Source organism: Actinoplanes awajinensis subsp. mycoplanecinus (genome assembly GCF_001509495.1).
In the GTDB taxonomy this organism is placed as follows: domain Bacteria; phylum Actinomycetota; class Actinomycetes; order Mycobacteriales; family Micromonosporaceae; genus Actinoplanes; species Actinoplanes palleronii.
Genome location: NZ_LLZH01000331.1, coordinates 73,615 through 91,246, shown reverse-complemented (window position 1 = coordinate 91,246; position 17,632 = coordinate 73,615). Strand labels below are relative to the sequence as shown.

The 17,632-nt window shown below is 73.2% G+C and carries 20 protein-coding genes; 13 read left to right on the top strand and 7 right to left on the bottom strand.

All coding sequences use genetic code 11. The annotated features are described in order from the left end of the window. Window positions 1-36: 36 nt before the first annotated feature. The 4 genes from ADL15_RS45895 to ADL15_RS45880 form a co-directional block, all read right to left on the bottom strand. Window positions 37-621 (bottom strand): DoxX family membrane protein, encoded by a 585-nt coding sequence (locus ADL15_RS45895; RefSeq protein ID WP_067706136.1) that lies wholly within the window; start codon window positions 619-621, stop codon window positions 37-39. Window positions 622-741: 120 nt separating this feature from the next. Beyond that, entirely contained in the window at window positions 742-3,111 is a 2,370-nt protein-coding gene (locus ADL15_RS45890) for a glycoside hydrolase family 65 protein (protein ID WP_067706134.1), read from the bottom strand. A 71-nt stretch (window positions 3,112-3,182) separates the two neighbouring features. Then, the gene (locus ADL15_RS45885) at window positions 3,183-3,662 is read right to left on the bottom strand and encodes a universal stress protein (RefSeq protein ID WP_067706132.1); all 480 of its coding nucleotides are present in this window, start codon (window positions 3,660-3,662) and stop codon (window positions 3,183-3,185) included. Window positions 3,663-3,756: 94 nt separating this feature from the next. After that, on the bottom strand, window positions 3,757-4,680 hold the full coding sequence (locus ADL15_RS45880) for a universal stress protein (protein ID WP_067706130.1): 924 nt from the start codon (window positions 4,678-4,680) through the stop codon (window positions 3,757-3,759). A gap of 158 nt (window positions 4,681-4,838) precedes the next feature. Between ADL15_RS45880 and ADL15_RS45875 the strand changes: the two genes are divergently transcribed. From ADL15_RS45875 to ADL15_RS45855, 5 genes are all read left to right on the top strand, one after another. Next, window positions 4,839-5,066 (top strand): SHOCT domain-containing protein, encoded by a 228-nt coding sequence (locus ADL15_RS45875; RefSeq protein ID WP_157442012.1) that lies wholly within the window; start codon window positions 4,839-4,841, stop codon window positions 5,064-5,066. 44 nt (window positions 5,067-5,110) lie between these two features. After that, window positions 5,111-5,440, top strand: coding sequence for an STAS domain-containing protein (locus ADL15_RS45870; protein WP_083972554.1), 330 nt, complete (start codon window positions 5,111-5,113; stop codon window positions 5,438-5,440). 24 nt (window positions 5,441-5,464) lie between these two features. After that, on the top strand, window positions 5,465-6,175 hold the full coding sequence (locus ADL15_RS45865) for a hypothetical protein (RefSeq protein WP_067706123.1): 711 nt from the start codon (window positions 5,465-5,467) through the stop codon (window positions 6,173-6,175). Window positions 6,176-6,272: 97 nt separating this feature from the next. Then, entirely contained in the window at window positions 6,273-6,545 is a 273-nt protein-coding gene (locus ADL15_RS45860) for a DUF1876 domain-containing protein (RefSeq protein WP_067706371.1), read from the top strand. 14 nt (window positions 6,546-6,559) lie between these two features. Then, the gene (locus ADL15_RS45855; RefSeq protein WP_067706121.1) at window positions 6,560-7,576 is read left to right on the top strand and encodes a zinc-binding alcohol dehydrogenase family protein; all 1,017 of its coding nucleotides are present in this window, start codon (window positions 6,560-6,562) and stop codon (window positions 7,574-7,576) included. Here ADL15_RS45855 and ADL15_RS45850 read toward each other — a convergent pair whose 3' ends face one another. Then, the gene (locus ADL15_RS45850; RefSeq protein ID WP_067706119.1) at window positions 7,577-8,440 is read right to left on the bottom strand and encodes a universal stress protein; all 864 of its coding nucleotides are present in this window, start codon (window positions 8,438-8,440) and stop codon (window positions 7,577-7,579) included. It abuts the gene before it with no gap. A gap of 154 nt (window positions 8,441-8,594) precedes the next feature. Between ADL15_RS45850 and ADL15_RS45845 the strand changes: the two genes are divergently transcribed. From ADL15_RS45845 to ADL15_RS45820, 6 genes are all read left to right on the top strand, one after another. Next, window positions 8,595-9,041: a universal stress protein gene (locus ADL15_RS45845; RefSeq protein WP_067706117.1), complete on the top strand. Its 447-nt coding sequence runs from the start codon at window positions 8,595-8,597 to the stop codon at window positions 9,039-9,041. 59 nt (window positions 9,042-9,100) lie between these two features. Next, window positions 9,101-9,493, top strand: a complete 393-nt coding sequence (locus tag ADL15_RS45840; protein WP_067706115.1) for an Hsp20/alpha crystallin family protein — start codon at window positions 9,101-9,103, stop codon at window positions 9,491-9,493. A gap of 122 nt (window positions 9,494-9,615) precedes the next feature. Beyond that, window positions 9,616-12,342, top strand: a complete 2,727-nt coding sequence (locus ADL15_RS45835; protein WP_067706113.1) for a cation-translocating P-type ATPase — start codon at window positions 9,616-9,618, stop codon at window positions 12,340-12,342. After that, window positions 12,321-12,986: a CBS domain-containing protein gene (locus ADL15_RS45830; RefSeq protein ID WP_067706111.1), complete on the top strand. Its 666-nt coding sequence runs from the start codon at window positions 12,321-12,323 to the stop codon at window positions 12,984-12,986. The genes ADL15_RS45835 and ADL15_RS45830 overlap by 22 nt, the downstream gene beginning before the upstream one ends. A gap of 56 nt (window positions 12,987-13,042) precedes the next feature. Then, a complete protein-coding gene (locus ADL15_RS45825) occupies window positions 13,043-13,957 on the top strand; it encodes a universal stress protein (RefSeq protein ID WP_067706108.1) in 915 nt (304 codons plus the stop codon). A 51-nt stretch (window positions 13,958-14,008) separates the two neighbouring features. Continuing rightward, window positions 14,009-14,302, top strand: coding sequence for a hypothetical protein (locus ADL15_RS45820; RefSeq protein WP_067706106.1), 294 nt, complete (start codon window positions 14,009-14,011; stop codon window positions 14,300-14,302). Between the two features lie 85 nt (window positions 14,303-14,387). Here the strand turns inward: ADL15_RS45820 and ADL15_RS45815 are convergent, their stop codons facing one another. Together ADL15_RS45815 and ADL15_RS45810 are read right to left on the bottom strand one after the other, a co-directional pair. Next, window positions 14,388-15,254: a universal stress protein gene (locus ADL15_RS45815; RefSeq protein ID WP_067706104.1), complete on the bottom strand. Its 867-nt coding sequence runs from the start codon at window positions 15,252-15,254 to the stop codon at window positions 14,388-14,390. Between the two features lie 62 nt (window positions 15,255-15,316). Further along, complete coding sequence (locus tag ADL15_RS45810; RefSeq protein ID WP_067706102.1) at window positions 15,317-15,919, bottom strand: universal stress protein; 603 nt, start codon at window positions 15,917-15,919, stop codon at window positions 15,317-15,319. A gap of 305 nt (window positions 15,920-16,224) precedes the next feature. Here ADL15_RS45810 and ADL15_RS45805 point away from each other — a divergent pair, with 305 nt between their 5' ends. After that, a complete protein-coding gene (locus ADL15_RS45805) occupies window positions 16,225-17,262 on the top strand; it encodes an alcohol dehydrogenase catalytic domain-containing protein (protein WP_067706099.1) in 1,038 nt (345 codons plus the stop codon). Window positions 17,263-17,356: 94 nt separating this feature from the next. Further along, window positions 17,357-17,617, top strand: a complete 261-nt coding sequence (locus ADL15_RS45800; RefSeq protein ID WP_067706097.1) for a hypothetical protein — start codon at window positions 17,357-17,359, stop codon at window positions 17,615-17,617. The last annotated feature ends 15 nt before the right edge of the window (window positions 17,618-17,632 follow it).

Here is a 17,632-nt window from a genome sequence, read left to right as displayed (position 1 = left end):
GCCGCTCCCGCGGCCGGCCTGTTGGTGTACTTGGCGTCAGATCAGCCAGCGGTAGCGCTGGACGAGGGGCAGCTTGGCCCACTGGCGGCCGAGGCCCCAGGTGTGTCCGGCGTAGGTGAGGGCGGTGACGATCGCGCCGAGGGCGTAGATGATGTGGTAGTCGATGATCGGGTTGGTGGAGTGGGTGGCCTCGCCGCTGGTGCCGGTCTTGGCCGGGGGGAACTCGGCGAACCACATGAGCAGCATCATGGCGGTGGCCGCGACGGCGGCGATGCGCATGCCGATGCCGAGGATCAGGGCGACGCCGATGCCGAGCAGACCGATCATGAACAGCCAGTCGGCCCAGCCCTGTCCGGCGATGTCGTGGAAGAAGCCCTGGAACGGGCCGGCGTCGACGCCGGAGAGGAAACCTTTGGTGGGGGAGCCGCCGTCGATCCACGCGTTGGCGGACGGAGTGGCGTAGCCCCAGCCGAAGGTCTTGTCGAGGAACGCCCAGAGGAAGACGAACCCGGTGGAGATGCGTAGCACGGCGAGGCCGCGGGCCGCGGCGGTGGTGAGCATGGATCCGGGAACCGGGGCGTGTTCGAGAGTGTGGGCCGCGTCGCGGCCGGTGGTGGTCATGGTCTCCTCCTCACAGATGCGCTTCTATGAACGACTATTCGCCGCCGGGCACCGTGGTCACCCGGGCTGGTGTCCCTGACTGTGTGGGCCGAACGGCCCTCGTGGTGACGCCCGCGCCGATCACCGGACGAGATCGGACCGGTGGGCCGGGCCGCGTCCGGGCGGCTGCACCGGTGTGCCGGTCAGCGGGGTGATCGGCGGGATCGGGCGGCGTACCGGTGCCGCAGTCGTGACGACCAGGCGTTCGCCGTGGTGCGACAGGGTCAGCTCGGCGTCGCCGCGACCGGTTCGCAGCGTGTAGACGGCCTCGCCGGGCCGGACCGTCACGTGCAGACGATGTCCCCGCCAGAGCAGGGAGAAGGCGAGCCGGTCGATCCGGCGGGGCAGCCGGGGCGCGAAGGACAGCGCGCCGTCGTGATCCCGCATCCCGCCCAGCCCGGCGACCAGGGACAGCCAGGCGCCGGCCAGCGACGCGATGTGCACCCCGTCGCGGGTGTTGCGGTGCAGGTCGTGCAGGTCCATCAGCACCGCCTCGCCGATGTAGTCGTGTGCCAGCTCCAGATGCCCGAGCTCGGCGGCCAGGATCGCCTGGGTGCACGCGGACAGCGAGGAGTCCCGCACGGTACGGCGCTCGTAGTAGGCGAAGTCGCGGGCCTTGTCCGCCGGGTCGAAGGCGTCGCCGCACCAGTGCAGGGCGAGCACCAGGTCCGCCTGCTTGACCACCTGCGTGCGGTACAGGTCGAGGTACGGGTGGTGCAGCATCAGCGGGTAGTCGCCAGGCCCGGCGGCGGCGAAGTCCCACTCCTTCATCAGCGTGAACCCGCGCACCTGCGGATGCACGCCGAGCTCGTCGTCGTACGGGATGCTCATCGCCGCGGCGGCGGCCCGCCATGCCGCGACCTCCTTCCCGGTCACCGCCAGCGCCGCGGCCCGGTCCGGCTGACGTGCCGCCGCGTCGGCGGCCGCGGTCAGGTTCCGCCGGGCCATCAAGTTGGTGTAGACGTTGTCGTCGGCGACCGCCGTGTACTCGTCCGGCCCGGTGACCCCGCCCAGGTGGAAGGCGCCGTGCCGGTCGTAGTGGCCGAACGAGACCCACAGCCGAGCGGTTTCCACCAGCAGTTCGACGCCGACGTCCCGGTCGAACGCGGTGTCGCCGGTCGCGTTCAGGTACCGGACCACCGCGTCGGCTATGTCGGCGCCCAGGTGCACGGCCGCGGTGCCGGCCGGCCAGTAGCCGGAGCACTCGTGCCCGCGGATCGTCCGCCACGGGAACGCCGCGCCGGCCCAGCCCAGGGTGGCGGCCCGCTCCCGGGCCAGGTCCAGGGTGGCGTGGCGCCAGCGCAGCGCCTCGGCCGCGGCCCGCGGCTGCAGGTAGGTCAGCACCGGCAGGACGTAGCGTTCGGTGTCCCAGAAGACGTGCCCGTCGTAGCCCGCCCCGGTCAGCCCCTTGGCCGCGATCGGCCGCTTCTGGGCCCGCGCCCCTGCCTGGAGCACGTGGAACATGGCGAACCGGACCGCCTGCTGCACCTCGGCGTCGCCGTCGAGTTCGATGTCGGCGCCGTCCCAGAACGTGTCGAGGTAGGCGCGCTGCGCGGCGAGCAGGCCGTCCCAGCCCTCGATCCGGGCGCCCGCGAGCGCCGCGACCACCTGGTCCCGGATCGCGGGCCGGGAGCGGCGGCTGGACCAGCCGTATGCCACCAGCTTGACCAGGCGCAATCGCTGTCCCGGAACCAGCCGGCAGGCCACCGTGGTCCGGGCCAGATCCGGCTCGGCCTCGGTGTCGTACCGCGTGCCGGGCGGGCCCTGCACGAGGTGATCCATCGCCACGGCCAGCCGCAGACCGCTCTCCCGGGTCACATGCATCAGCAGCGCGCCGGTCGTGCCGGTGCCCTGCTCCTCGGCCACGAGCGGCGCCCGCAGCACCGCCGACACCCGGGGGTCACGCAGCGGGCCCGGCAGCGTCTCGTTCGCCACCAGCTCGGATTGGACGATCACCCGCACCGGGCTGTCCACCGGGGTCACCTCATAGGCGATCGCGACGATGGAACGCTGAGTGAAGGAGACCAGGCGCGTCGATCGGATCCGTACCCGCCGGCCGGCCCCGGACTCCCATTCCACCTCGCGGCGCAGCACACCGTCGCGCAGGTCGAGTGCGCGCTCGTGGCGCAGCAGCCAGCCGTCGCGGACGTCGAACGGCTCGTCGTCTACCAGCAGGCGGATCACCTTGCCGTCGGTCACGTTCACGATCGTCTGCCCGGACTCCGGATAGCCGAATCCACCCTCGGCGTACGGCAGCGGCCGCAACTCGTAGAACGAGTTGAGATAGGTCCCCGGCATGGCGTGCGGGTCGCCCTCGTCAAGGTTCCCGCGCAGCCCGACGTGCCCGTTGGACAGCGCGAAGACCGATTCCGATCGGGCCAGCAGCGCGTCGTCCAGGTACGTCTCACGCACCTGCCACGGCTGCACCGTGTACGCCGGATGCCGGGTCATCGTCCCCTCACCATCCGGCCTCCCCCCCGGCGCCGGCGCCCGTCGCGGGGCGCCGGCTGCCTGTTCCCCGTCTACCGCTGGGCGGCGCGCACCGCCGGTTCCCGGTCCGGCACCGATTCCCCGAGATGGGTCGGGATGACCACCACCGGGCAGGTGGCCCTGCGGATGCATGCCTCGCTGACCGAGCCGAGCACGGAGTGCCGCAGCCGGCTGTGCCCGTGACTGCCCAGCACCAGCAGGTCGGCGCCGCGGGCCATGGCGATCAGCACATCGGCCGGCCGGCCCTCGACGGTCTCGGCCGCGATCGGCAGGTGCGATCCGTGTTCCGCGATCACGGCCTGGACCTGGCGTTCCAGCACCGCGGTGGCCTGCCGGTGCTCCTCCTCGGGCGAGGTCGCGGTGAGCACGTCGGCCTCGACACCGTCCCAGGACCAGGCGAGCACGGCCTGCACGGCGGTGTCGCGCCCGGCGGCTTCCCGGGCCGCCCACTCCAGCGCGCGGCGGCCGCTGTCGGAGCCGTCCACGCCCACGACGATCAGATGGTTCTTCATGGCTGTCTCCTCCACTCAGCCGTCCTGTGCGTCCAGCGTCATCCCCGCGATCCCCGCCGGGCAGGGTCACAGGTCCCGTCCTGTCCCGGCCGGCTCACCCGCAGACCCGGGCACCCGCCGTGTGCGGTGCCGTCGGCGTTTCCACCGGCCAGTCCGGCGGGACGAGCAGCACCGGGCAGAGCCCCTGATGACTCCCCACCCGGCAGCCCTGCTCGCCGATCAGTTCGCTCAGCCGCCCGCGCCCACCGGTGCCGGCGACCAGCAGCCGGCTGCGACGCGACGCCCGTTGCAGGGTGTAGGGCACGTCCAGGTCGGGAACGATCATCGAGGTGACCGGCACCTGAGGCAGCTGCCAGGACCATTCGGCCAGCGCCCCGGCCAGGGCTTCCGCCATTGCCGCGCGTTGCGGATCCGCGCGCGCCACCGGGAACGGGTGTCGTTCCGCGCGGTCCGGCGGCTGCCGCCACGCGTGGACCACCACGAGGTCGGCTCCGGATCGGGCGGCTTGGGCGAAGGCGTACCCGAGGGCGGGCTCGGCCGGGCGCCCCGAGACGCCGACGACGACCGGGCCCCGCGGGTCGGCGCGGCCGCGGTGGACCAGCAACGGACACGGACAGCCACGGGCCAGCAGGCGAGCGGTCGAACCCCAGTCGGCGCGATTGATCTGCCCGTTCCGGTGTCCGACCACCAGGAGCCCGGCGTCCCGGCAGCAGTCGGCGAGCGCCTCGCCGGGGAGGCCGGGCCGCAGCTCGGTCTCGACGACCAGTCCCGGATCGACCGAGGCGGCGTGTTCGGCGGCGAAGGTCAGCAGCCGGCTGCCCTGCGCCACCCCGCGATGCGGGCCTTGGCCGCGGAACGGGCCGTGATAGTGGCCGGGCCAGGCGTGCACGATGAGCAGTCGCGCCGACCGGCGGACGGCTTCGGCCACCGCCACCTCGACGGTGGCCGGGCAGGCCGGGGTGCCGTCGACGCCGACCGCGACCGTGCGGTGATCAGAAGACGCGAAGGCCTTTTCCATAACCGTACGTTATGGAGCAGTCATCGTACGCGGATACGGTCCGTGGTCCGTCACCTCGGGGCCGAAGGACTCCTTCCCGGTGTACGAGGGACGTCTGGCCCTTGGTACCGCGATGGCAGCCGATCGACGCTGGCGGTAGAGCCTGAGGAGGTATGGCCATGATGTACAACTCGCCGCATATGCTGGGAATGGGATCGGGCTGGGTCATGATCCTGCTATCGCTGGGGGTGCTCGCGATCGCCCTCGTCGGTCTCTTCGCCTGGAACCCGCCGCGCCCCGGTCGTCTCGGCGCCGAGCAGGTCCTCGCGGACCGGTTCGCCCGTGGCGAGATCGACGCAGAGGAGTATCAGCAGCGCTTGTACACGCTCCGCGGCGCCGGGCACTGAAAGAACGGACCGGGTACACCGGAAGGCGTCACCGGGCGGCCGCCATGACACGTGAGGATGGTGTGGACCGGCGTCTGCGGGTCGTCGGCGCTCAGCGCGACGACGGCATCCTGCGGCTGTGGGTGACCGGTGACCTCGACATACTCGGCGTTGCCCGGTTCCGCGAACGGCTCTCGGTGCTGCTCGCGCCACCGGTCCGCCGTGTGGAGCTCGATCTGCGGGGCGTGACGTTCTGCGGCGCCGCGGGTGTCGGGGAGCTTCTCCGGCTGCGGCGTCGCGCCGTGGCGGGGGAGTTCGACGTGGTGCTGGTGGCCGTGAGTGATCCGGTGCGGTTCGTGCTGGGCCTGTGCGGCGCCGGTGATTGGTTGCCGTGAGCCGGCCGAGGACGGAGGACGAGCATGCTGCCCCGAGCAGTCGGAACGACGGTCGCGGCGGGGACCGGTGCCGCCGCTGCGATCTCCCTCGCGGCCGGTGTCACCACACCCGTCCGGTCCGGTCCGAACTGCACCGGTGACTGCGTCCGGTATCCGTACCTCGACGCCGCGGCGTTCGTGCCCCGCGACTACCTCTGGATGTACCCGGCCGTCATCACCGCGTTGTTCGCCGTGCTGCTGGCCGTGTGCCTGGACGTGACCACACCGGCGGCCCGGCGGTGGGCGAGCCGCGCCGGACTGTGCCTGGCGGCCATCGGCGCCGGCACCCTCGTGCTCGACTACGCGCTGCAGCTGACCGTGCTGCAACCCGGCCTGCTCGCCGGCGAGACCGCGGGCCTGTCGCCGTTGTCCCAGTACAACCCGCACGGCGTCTTCATCGGCCTGGAGAACGCCGGTTACGCCGAGTTCGCGGTGGCCTTCGCGTTCCTGGGCTACGCCCTGCTCCGGCAGCGGTCGCGGGCCGGTCGGGCAGCGGGCTGGATCCTGGCCGCCGGCGCGGCGGCCACCCTGAGCGTCCTGATCGTGTTCGCCGCGGTCTATCGGGAACGGCTGGACTACCACTTCGAAGTGATCTCCATCGGCCTCGTCTGGCTGACCCTGATCGTCGGTGGACCGGTGCTGGCCGGGATGTTCGCCCGCGGCGGCCACGAGGGCCCGCCGGCGTCGACGCGATGAGCCGGTCCGGGTGGGGACCAATGGCACTGTCCGGACCCGGCTGCCCCGGCCTGTCATGGGAGAGATGGAGAGGACGGCAGAGAGGTAGGTGACGACGATGCACACCCGGACCTGGACGGTCGAGATCACCATCGCCGAGCACGAGGACGAACGGCGCACCCGTGCCGTCGCGGTGCTGCGGACCGAGGCCCGCCCGCAGGTGCGTGGCGAGGGCACCGCCCACCGCGCGCCCCGCGACCGCGAGGTGCCCGAGATCGGTGACGAGCTGGCCTCCGCACGAGCCCTGGCCGACCTGGCGTACCAGCTGCTGGACGCGGCAGCCGGCGACATCGAGCAGATCACTCATCGGCCGGTGCACCTGAGCAGCTAATTAGGAGACGACTTTTGTACGGCTGGCAGGTGGTCGAGCCCGGGCCGGACGTCCGGCAGGCGCTCCGGCGGGTCGCCATGCCGGCGCCCCGCCCGGCGCCGGGTGAGTTGTTGCTGGCGGTGGACGCGTGCGGGGTGTGCCGTACCGATCTGCACGTGGCCGCGGGGGAGCTGCCGGTGCACCGGCCCCGGGTGGTGCCCGGTCACGAGATCGTCGGGCACGTGCTGGAGACCGGCTCGGACGTCACCGGGTATGCCCCCGGTGACCGGGTCGGGGTGGCCTGGCTGCGGCACACCTGCGGCGAGTGCCGCTACTGCCGGTCCGGCGCCGAGAACCTCTGCCCGGCGTCGCGCTACACCGGCTGGGACGCCGACGGCGGGTACGCCGGCTGTGCCGTGGTGCCGGCCGCGTTCGCGTACCGGTTGCCGGACGGCTACCGCGACGAGGAGCTGGCGCCGCTGCTGTGTGCCGGGATCATCGGCTACCGCGCGTTGCGCCGGGCCGACCTGCCACCCGGCGGACGGCTGGGTGTCTACGGCTTCGGCGCCTCGGCACACCTGGCCGCGCAGATCGCGCTGGCCGGGGGCGCCCGGGTGCATGTGCTCACCCGCTCCGCGGCGGCCCGGGAACTCGCGCTGGAGCTGGGCGCGCACTCCGCGGGTGAGGCGTACGACGCACCGCCCGAGCCGCTCGACGCCGCGATCCTGTTCGCGCCGGTGGGCGACCTCGTGCCGGTCGCCCTGCGCGCCCTGGACCGGGGCGGGACGCTGGCGGTGGCCGGGATCTACCTGAGCGACATCCCGTCGCTGGACTACGACCGCGACCTGTTCCAGGAACGCACGCTGCGCAGCGTCACCGCCAACACCCGGGCCGACGGGCGGGACCTGCTCGCCGTCGCCGCCCGGCACCGCCTGCACGTGCGGGTCACCGCGTACCCGATGGCGCAGGCGGCGGACGCTCTCGCGGATCTGGCCGCCGACCGGGTCAACGGTGCGGCCGTCCTGCTGCCGGAGAACTCCCCGGCCCGCTGATCAAACCCGGACGACGAGCACCGGGCAGTCGGCGTGGTGCAGCAGCTGGGTGCCGGTGGTGCCGAGCAACGTCCGGCTGAGCAGGCCGTGACCGTGGCTGCCGACGACGATCAGCTGCGTGCCGTGCGACACCTCGGTCAGCACCGCCGCGGGACTCTCGTGCGAGAGCAGCGTCTCCACCGTGACCTGGGGGTACTTCGCCTGCCAGGGGGTGAGCTGCTGGGTCAGCCGATCCCGTTCGGCGGTGTCCTGGTCCGGGGTCTCGATGCCGGACACCGGGAGGTTGCCGAAGTGCGCCGGCAGCGACGGCAGGTAGGAGCGGACGGCGACCAGGCTCGTGTCGCGTGCGGCGGCCGCGCTGAACGCGGCGTCCAGCACGGCGTCGGCGGTCACCGAGTCGTCCACGCCCACCGCGACCGGGCCCTGACCGGCGTCGGTGCGGCCTCTCACCACCACGACGGGGCAGTGCGCGTGCGCCGCCACCCGCAGGCTCACCGAGCCGAGCAACAGCCCGGCGAACCCGCCGTGACCGCGGTCGCCGACCACGAGTGCGGCGGCGCCCACCGAGGAGTTGAGCAGCTTGGCCACCGGATGGCCGATCGGGATCTGCGCGTCGATGGTCACGCCCGGCGCGGCCTCGGCCGCCGTCCGGTTGGCCTCCCCGATCAGGGACCGGGCACCCCGGCGAGCGGACTCGAAGTATTCCCCGCCGAAGTCGTACCGCGCCACCGCCCAGTCCCACTCCAGCGCGTGGACGATCCGCAGCGGCAAGTGCCGGCGTGCGGCCTCGCGGGCGGCCCAGGTGACGGCCGCCGTTCCGGACGCCGTGCCGTCGGCGCCGACGATGATGGCCGGAGTCTGCATGATCTCCCTCCTCTCACACGTCCTTCCTCTCGATCGTCGTGCGGGTGGGAGGGGACCGGGCAGGGCCGAACGACCCTGGCCGCCCGCGCCCGAAACGACGGATGCTGGAATCGTCAGGAACCCCGGAGGCGCGTGATGTCACGGTTTCGTGCAAGTGGATCCCGCTGACGTCCGCACCGGCGACATCGTGGTCGGTGTGGACGGCTCGATACCGGCCAGGAGTGCGCTGAGCTGGGCAGCCGCCCAGGCCCGCCACACCGGTGCGCGCCTGCACCTGATCGCCGTCTGGGAGATCCCGGCCTTGCACGGGTGGGCACCGGCGCTCCCGTACGACGAGGATCTCGCCGCGGCCGCCGGCAAGGTGCTGTCCGCGTCGGCGCGTGACGTCCTCGGCGAGCAGCCGACGGACCTCGAGATCGCCGAGAGCATCGTGCCGGGACACCCGGCCCAGGTGCTGATCGACGCGTCCGCGCGGGCCGCTCTGCTGGTCGTCGGCTGCCGCGGGCACGGCACGCTCACCGGCGCGCTGGTCGGCTCGGTGAGCCAGCAGTGCGTGCGGCACGCCCGTTGCCCCGTGGTGGTGGTCCGGGGGACCTGGTGACAGCGCCCCGTCCGCGTGCCGCGCGACCGGGGTGGACGAGCAGGAGAGGAGTCAGGGAGATGACATCGTTGTTGCCCCGGCTGTTCGGGGACATGACCGACTGGCTGGAGGTGGACTTCCCGCGTCCGTTGCCGGCGTTCCGGATCGAGGACCGGATGACCGACACGGAGTACGTGCTGCGAGCCGAGCTGCCGGGGCTGGACCCGGAGAAGGACGTGCAGATCTCCGCGCTCAACGGCGTGCTGACCGTGAAGGCGGAACGGCGCGAGGAGAACGTGAGCGCGGGCCGCTCGGAGTTCCGGTACGGCATGATGCACCGTTCGCTGCGGCTGCCGCCGCACGCCGACGAGTCCGCCATCACCGCGGCGTACGAGAAGGGGATCCTGGAGATCGTGGTGCCGTTGACCGCGCCGCAACCGGCCGGCCGGCAGATCGCGATCACCAAGAAGTGATCCGGCTGCGCTGAGCACCGGCCGGCGCACCGCGCCGGCCGGTGCCCGTCTGTCCGGTGGCCCGGGAGAACCGGGCCGTTCGACCCTGACCCCGGCCGGGCCGCGCGGCGAACGTTGAAGTCATGGCTCAGACGACGACGGCACCGGCCGAGGTCGACGAGCGGCGCCCGCCGACCGAACTCTTCCGGCACCTGCGCTCCGGACCGACCGGGTTGCGATCCCGGGACGCGGCCCGCCGGCTCACGGTGTACGGCCCCAACGAACTGTCCCGGCGGCACACCCGTCACTGGCCGAGACAGCTGCTCGCCCAGTTCACCCAGCCGCTCGCGGTGCTGCTGATGATCGCCGCGGTGCTCGCCTGGGCCGGGCACAGCCCGGCGCTGGCCGCGGCGGTGGTCGCGGTCATCCTGCTCAACGCCGCGTTCGCGTTCGTCCAGGAGCAACAGGCCGAACGCGCGGTCGAGGCGCTGGCCGCCTTCCTGCCGCTGTCCGCGCGAGTGCTGCGCGACGGTGTGCTGGTCGAGGCCCCGGCCCGTGACCTGGTCCCCGGCGACGTGATCGAGATCGCCGAGGGTGACCGGGTCTGCGCCGACGCCCGCCTGATCGACGGGAGCGTGGCGGTCGACCTGTCCGCGCTCAACGGCGAGTCTGTCCCGGCCGTCCGTGCCGCCGACACCGCACTCGTCCCGGGCCCGTTGCTGGAGGCCCGCGAACTGGTGTTCAGCGGTACGTCCTGCACCGCCGGACAGGCCCGGGCGGTGGTGACCCACACCGGCATGCACACCGAGATCGGGCGGATCGCCGCCCTGTCGCAGCGCGGCCGGGCCGAGATGAGCCCGCTGGAACGGCAGGTGCGCCGGGCCACCTGGATCATCGCGGCCGTGGCGGTCACCGCCGGCGCCGCGTTCCTGCCGATCGGCGTGCTGGCCGGGCTGGGCTGGGCGGCCGCGATCAGCTTCGCCATCGGCCTGATCGTTGCGAACGTCCCCGAGGGCCTGCTGCCGACCATCACCCTCGCGCTCGCCGCCGGTGTCCGGGAACTGGCCCGGGCCGGTGCGGTGGTCAAGCGGCTGTCCGCGGTGGAGACGCTCGGCTCGACCACGGTGATCTGCACCGACAAGACCGGCACCCTGACCGAGAACCGGATGCGGGTCACCCGGCTCTGGCTGACCGGCGGGGAACGGGACGCCACGACCGTCCGCGACGACGGCCCGGCCCGCGCGCTGGCCCTGGCTGCGGCCACCTGCACGACCGCCCATCCGTCCGGTGACGGCGCCCCGGCCGACAGCGGCGACCCGACCGAGCTGGCGCTGATCCACCTGGCCGCCGCGATCGGCGTGCCGGTCCGCGCGACCGCCCGCGACGCCGCCCGTACCGGCCTGTACGCCTTCGACCCGCGGACCAAACGGATGTCCACGGTGACCGGTGGCCGCCTGCACACCAAGGGGGCCCCGGAGTCCGTGCTGCCGTTGTGCACCCGGGTCCACGACGGCTCAGGCCGCCCGGTCGGGCTCACCGACACCGTGCGCGCCGAGGTGCTGGCGGCCGAGGACCGGTATGCCCACGCGGGCCTGCGGGTGCTCGCCGTCGCCGAGCGGGTCGCCGGCGCGGATCTGCTGGCCGCCGGCCGGGAGACCGCCGAGACCGGGCTGACCCTGCTCGGGCTGGTCGCCATGGTCGACCCGCCGCGTGAGGCGGTGCCCGCGGCGGTCGCCGACGCGCACCGGGCCGGGATCACCGTGCACGTGATCACCGGTGATTACGGGGCGACCGCGGCGACGATCGCCGCCGAGGTGGGGATCGGCGACGGGCAGCAGCGGGTGGTGACCGGCGCCGAGCTGGACGCGATGGGCGACGCCGAACTCGATCACCTGCTCGAGGAGGGGCGGGAGATCGTGTTCGCCAGGTCCTCGCCGGAGGGCAAGCTGCGCGTCTGCGAGGCGTTGCGCTCGCACGGGCACATCGTGGCGATGACCGGAGACGGCGTCAACGACGCTCCGGCGCTGCGCCGCGCCGACATCGGGGTGGCGATGGGCCGGTCCGGCACCGATGTGGCCCGCGAGGCGGCGACCATGGTGCTCACCGATGACAACTTCGCCACCATCGTCCGCGCGGTCGAGGCCGGACGGCGGGTCTTCGACAACGTCCGCAAGTTCGTGCTGTACATCTTCGCCCACGCCGTACCGGAGGTCGTTCCGTTCTTGATCTTCGCGTGGTCCGGCGGCGCCGTTCCGCTGCCGCTGACCGTGCTGCAGATCCTCGCCATCGACCTGGGCACCGAGACGCTGCCGGCGCTCGCGCTGGGGCGGGAACGCGCCGAACCAGGCCTGATGAGCCGGCCGCCCCGGTCGCCGAAGGCCGGAGTGATCGACCGCCGGCTGCTGTGGCGGGCCTGGGGGCTGCTCGGGCTCACCTCGGCGGTCCTGGTCACCGCCGGATTCTTCTGGAGCCTGTGGCGGGCCGGCTGGCAGCCTGGGGTGACGCTGCCCGCCGCCGACTACGCCCGGGCCACCACGATGACGTTCGCCGGCATCGTAGCCTGCCAGATCGGCACCGCGTTCGCCTCGCGCACCGACCATGCCGCGCTGCGGACCATCGGCGTGTTCAGCAACCGGCTGTTGCTCGGCGGCATCGCGTTCGAGCTGGTCTTCGCCGCCGCCCTGATCTACCTGCCGCCGCTGCAGGCCGTGTTCGGCACGGCCGCGCTCAGCGGCGCCGCACTGGCGTTCCTCGCCCCGTTCCCGGTGCTGGTGTGGGGCGTCGACGAGCTCTACCGCGCGCGGGTACGCCGCCGCGGAACCGGAATCCGGCCTGAGGAGGCGCCATCATGCGAGTCCGCGACATCATGACCAGCCCGGTCCAGGTCGTCTGGCACAACGCGCCGATCGAGGACGCGGTCGCCCTGATGACCACGTACGAGGTCACCGCGCTGCCGGTGCTGGACGCCGACGGCCTGCTGATCGGCATGGTCAGCGACAGTGATCTGCTGTGGCACCGGGTGCCCGCCGAACCTCTGGCGGACCCGGCCCGACATCGCGACACCGGCCCGCATCCCGGGCACCGGCCCGGCGTCGTGGTGGAGGTGATGTCGGCGTACCCGGTGACCACCACCCCCGGCGCCGACCTGGCCGACGCCGCGCAGCTGATGCTCGACCACGACGTGCGCAGCCTGCCGGTGGTGCAGGGCCGCACAGTCGTCGGCATCGTCAGCCGCCGCGACATCCTGACCGCGGTGGTCCGCGACGACGACGCGCTCACCGCGGACGTGCAACGGCGCCTGGACGACTACGCCGGCCACCGCGGCCGGTGGACTGCCCGGGTGACGGCCGGCGTCGCCACCGTCGCCGGCGGGTTCCCGAACGAGCAGCAGCGCGAGGTCGTGTCGCTGCTGGCCCACACCGTGCCCGGCGTGGCCGGGATACGGCTTCTCGACGGGCCCGGCCCCGACGGGTCGAAAGACACTGTCGCGGCGGGTGTTCCGGTGCTGACATAGAGATGGAGGCGCCGGTAGCCTTGCCGGCGTCCCCGGCATTGTCGGGAGGTGCCGCCATGAAGAACCTCGACCGATTCCGGGCGGAGACCGTGGCACGCCGTGACCCGGGCTCGAACCGCTTCGGTGAGATGATCAACCGGTATCTGGGGGCGGTGAGCTACCCGGATCCCTACGCTGTCGTGCCGGTGAAGACGACGGCAGGCGCGCCGGTCACCACGACCGTCACCGATGGCACGGTCCTGGTCGGGGTGGACGACAGCCCGATCAGCAGCATCGCGGTCGACCACGCCGCGATCGAGGCCGAGCTGCACGGCTGGGCCCTGCGGCTGGTCAACGTCCGGCGCACCGGCGCCGACGAGGCCGGAGAATCCCTGCTGCGACGGCTGACCGACCGGGTGCACGCCAGCGCTCCGGCGGTCGTGGTGAGCAGCCGGCTCGCCGTCGGCGCCCACCCCGCCCAGCTGCTGCTGGCCGCGGCCGGCGATGCCGACCTGCTGGTGGTCGGCCATCGGCACGGCGCCACCTCGACCGCCCTGGGACGCAGCGTCGCCGACCGGGTGGGCCGCCACCACGCCGGGCCGGTCCTGGTGGTCCGGATGCCCGGGTGGCCGGCCGGTCCCGAGTTCGGGGCCAGGCCGCTGGTGGTCGCGGTGGACGGTTCGGCGCCGGCGCGGGCGGCGGCGGAGTTCGCGTACGCCGAGGCGCGCGTCCGTGGCTGCGACGTCACCCAGCTGCACATCGTGGGAGACCGGATGGACCTGGCCCGTCGCCTGGAGGACCGGGACGGCGTCCGGGTGCACCACCGGATCATGTCCGGTGACCCGGCGTCGGCGCTGCTGGCGGAGTCCGCCCGGGCTGCCGCCGTGGTGATCGGGCGCAGCCGGCACGAGGTGATCGTCCCGACCCTGCTCGGGCCGGCCGCGCACCTGCTGCCGCAGCGCGCCCTCTGCCCGGTCTTCCTGGTCGGCTGAGCTGAGCACGCCGGGGGTTCCCGCCGTCCGGCGTGGCATCCTGGAGGGACGATGACCGCTCTGCTCCTGATCGCCGCGGTGCTGCTGCTGGTCCGGGTGGCCGGCGCGCTGGCCCTGGCGTTCAGCGACCGTGTTCCCCGGCCCGGTGGCTCACCGGGCCGGCGGGTCGACCCGTGCCTGGGGCCGTTGCTGACACTCCCCGCGCAGCCCGTCCGCACACCGCACCCCCAGCCGGGCGGGACACTGCTCGATCGGCTGCGGTCGGGGCAGATCAGCCGGGCCGAGTACCGGGCCCGGATGGCCGCCGTCGCGGCCCGGGACGCGCGGATCCATCCGCTGCGCTGATCCGTACCGCACCACGTGGGCCCCGGACGGTGTGTCCGGGGCCCACGCGGTGCGGGCGCGATCTGTCGTCGGCCCAGAGGAGAGGTCAGGCGCGCATCAGGGTGTCGTGCACCACGGCGACGGTGCAGGCGCTGTGCCGGAGCAGGTGCTGGCTGACCGACCCGAGCAGCAGCCCGCGGACCGGGCCGAGGCCCCGGCTGCCGACCACGAGCAGCTGCGCCGTGTCGCTCTCCCGGGTCAGCGCGGCCGCCGGGTGCTCGACGAGCGCCTCGGCTTCGACCTTGATTTCCGGGAACGTGTCGCTGACCAGCGTCACCAGGGCGTCGAACGGTCCCCGCTCACGCTCCAGGACGGCCCGTGCCTCCTGACGCCCGTCGGTCCCGATGCCGGCCGCCGGCGACCAGGCACGGACCACCCGCAGCGGAACCCGCCGGGCCGACGCCTGGACCGCGGCGAGGTCCAGCACTGGGGAGGCCAGCCCGGAGCCGTCGATCCCGGCCACCACCGGCGCCGCGGCCGGGGCGTCACCGCGGACCACCACGACCGGGCAGTGCGCGTGCGCGGTGACAGCCGAGCTGACCGAGCCCAGCAGGTCGGTCACCGCGCTGTGACCACGAGCGCCGATCACCACGAGCCGGGCGCGCCGGGACCGGTCGATCAGCGCCGGGGCGGGGAACGCCCGGACCGTCTTCACGGTCACCTCGACCATGGGGTGGGTCCGTCTCGCCGCCGTCACGGCGCGCTCCATCATGCCGCCGATGACCTCGACGACGTAGCTCTCCGGGCGCGCCGGGCCGGACGATCCGTCGCCGATCGGCGTCCACACCGGCGACTCGTCCGCGTAGAGCAGCTCGACGGGAGCCCCGGTGCGGTCCGCCTCGGTCAACGTCCAGGCGAGTGCGGCACCGGCCTGTGGCGATCCGTCGTACCCAATAATGATCTTCTGCAACACGGGTGGGGCCTCCTTCCGGCGCCGTCACCGACCGAGGAATCTCCTCACCGTCCAGGGAACCCTCATCGTGCGATGCCGGGTAGGGCCGCAGGCCACCTCGAGGCCGGTCGATCGGCGCCAGTCGATACCACGATCAGCGGGCAGGTGGTACGCCCGATCAGGCCGCCGACGGTCGAGCCGAACGGCCGGGCCGGCGTGACCTGCTCGCTCGCCGCGGCCACGACCAGCAGGGACAGCTCACGGCTGAGCCTGCGCAGGGCCCGAGCCGGATCCCGGTCGTGCAGGATCTCCCGCTCGGCCGCGGCGGCGTCCCCGGGGTCCAGCCCGTCGTAGAGCGCGGTGGAGAGCAGCAGATCGGCGTAGGACAGCCCGTGCGGGCGGACCCGCAGGCCACCCACCACGGCGCCCCGACCGGTCCAGACGTGCACGGCGCGGAGCGTCGCACCCCGCTCCCGGGCCCGCCGGTCGGCGTGGGCCAGCACCTCGTCCGCATGCGCGTCGTCGTCGATCGCGGCGGCCACCACGGTGCCCCGCGTCGCGGCACCGCCGAGCACCTCCACCGCGCCGGAGACCGCCACGACCCGCCACCGCGATCCGCGCGGAAGGCGTTCGCGGATCGCCGCCGCCAAGCCGGCGGCGGGTGCGCTGACCGGTGTCGTGCTCATGGCTCCACCATCCCGGACGGTCAAGGCGGCGTTGGGGCGCCCTTCCGGCCGGTTCCCGTTCCCCGCCGGCCGGTTTCCGTCTTGACGACGGTGGGTCTGGTGGCTCAGCGGCCACGCTTTCACGAATGCCGGGCGGCGGCGTTCCGGTCGGGCCGGGAGGGCGCCTGCGACAAGCGTCGCGCGGCGCCGAGCAGGCCGGGCAGGGCCATAGGTAATCCGGTCGCGCCGTTCGGCCCTGTCGGCCGGCGCCGGCGGCGGACATGCTCGGATCAGGCGCATCCTTCAACGGCGAGGGGAAAAAGATCATGAAAGGGCTGGTGTACGGCGGAGGCGGCGAGCGATCCTGGGCCGAGGTCCCGGACGTCGTGATCCGCGACCCGCGCGACGCGGTGATCCGGATCGACGCGGTGACCATCTGCGGGACGGACCTGCACATCCTGGCCGGGCACGTGCCCGAGGTGACGCCGGGCCGGATCCTGGGGCACGAGGCGGTCGGCACGGTCGTCGAGACCGGTACCGCGGTGTCCGGGCTGAGCGCCGGTGACCGGGTGCTGGCATCCTGCATCTCGGCGTGCGGCCTCTGCCGCTTCTGCCGGGAGGGCCGATACGGTCAGTGCCGCGGTGGCGGCGGCTGGCGGCTCGGCCACGACCTCGACGGGGTGCAGGCGGAGTTCGCCCGGATCCCGTTCGCCGACCTGTCCACCCACCGGCTGCCCCGGCCGGTGACCGACGAGGCGGCGCTGATGCTGGCCGACATCCTGCCCACCGCGTACGAGGTCGGCGTGCTCAACGGCGGGGTCCGCCCGGGCGACACCGTGGTCGTGGTCGGCGCCGGGCCGATCGGGCTGGCCGCGATCCTCACCGCCAAGCTGTTCTCCCCGGCGCACATCGTGGCGATCGACAAGGCGGAGAGCCGGCTGCAGGCGGCGAAGAACCTGGGCGCGGACGTCACACTGACGCCGGAGCAGGTGCCGCTCGGCTCGATCCGGGCACTCACCGGTGGCCTCGGCGCCGATGTGGTGATGGAGGCGGTGGGCCTGCCGGAGACCTTCGAGATGTGCCAGACGCTGGTGCGGCCCGGTGGCCGGATCGCCAACATCGGCGTGCACGGCAAGCCCGCCACGCTGCACCTGGAGCACCTGTGGACCAGCGACGTCACGATCACGACCGGGCTGGTGGACACGTCCTCCACGCCGCGTCTGCTGGACATGCTGGTCGGCGGTCAGCTCGATGTCTCCTCGCTGGTCACGCACCGCTTCGGCCTCGGCGAGATCATGCAGGCGTACGACGTCTTCGCGCAGCCGGCGACGACCGGGGCGCTCAAGGTCGTGCTCACTCGGTGAGCGCGGCGCGGTCCGGCCCTGAGGTGGGGTCCAACGGCCCTGACCGGCGTTAGCTGTGCGCAGCTAACGTGCTAATTGAGGAAGGGAGGTAACGATGACCACCACGACCACCCGGCCCGCCAAACAGACCGAGCCGGCCGCTCCCGCCGCGAAACGCCGGGAACTCCGGCGTGAGATCGGCGTCCTCGCGGTGAACGCCTACGAGCGGGGGATCGCCGACATCGTCGCGCTCGAGAAGGACGCTGCGAAGATCACGCCCTACCCGTGGGCTAAGAACGCGCTCACCGTGAGCGCCGGGCTCATCGAGGACGTCGGCGCGGCCTACGTCCGGACGGCTCGCCAGATCCTGCGGTGAACCATCCGGCGACCG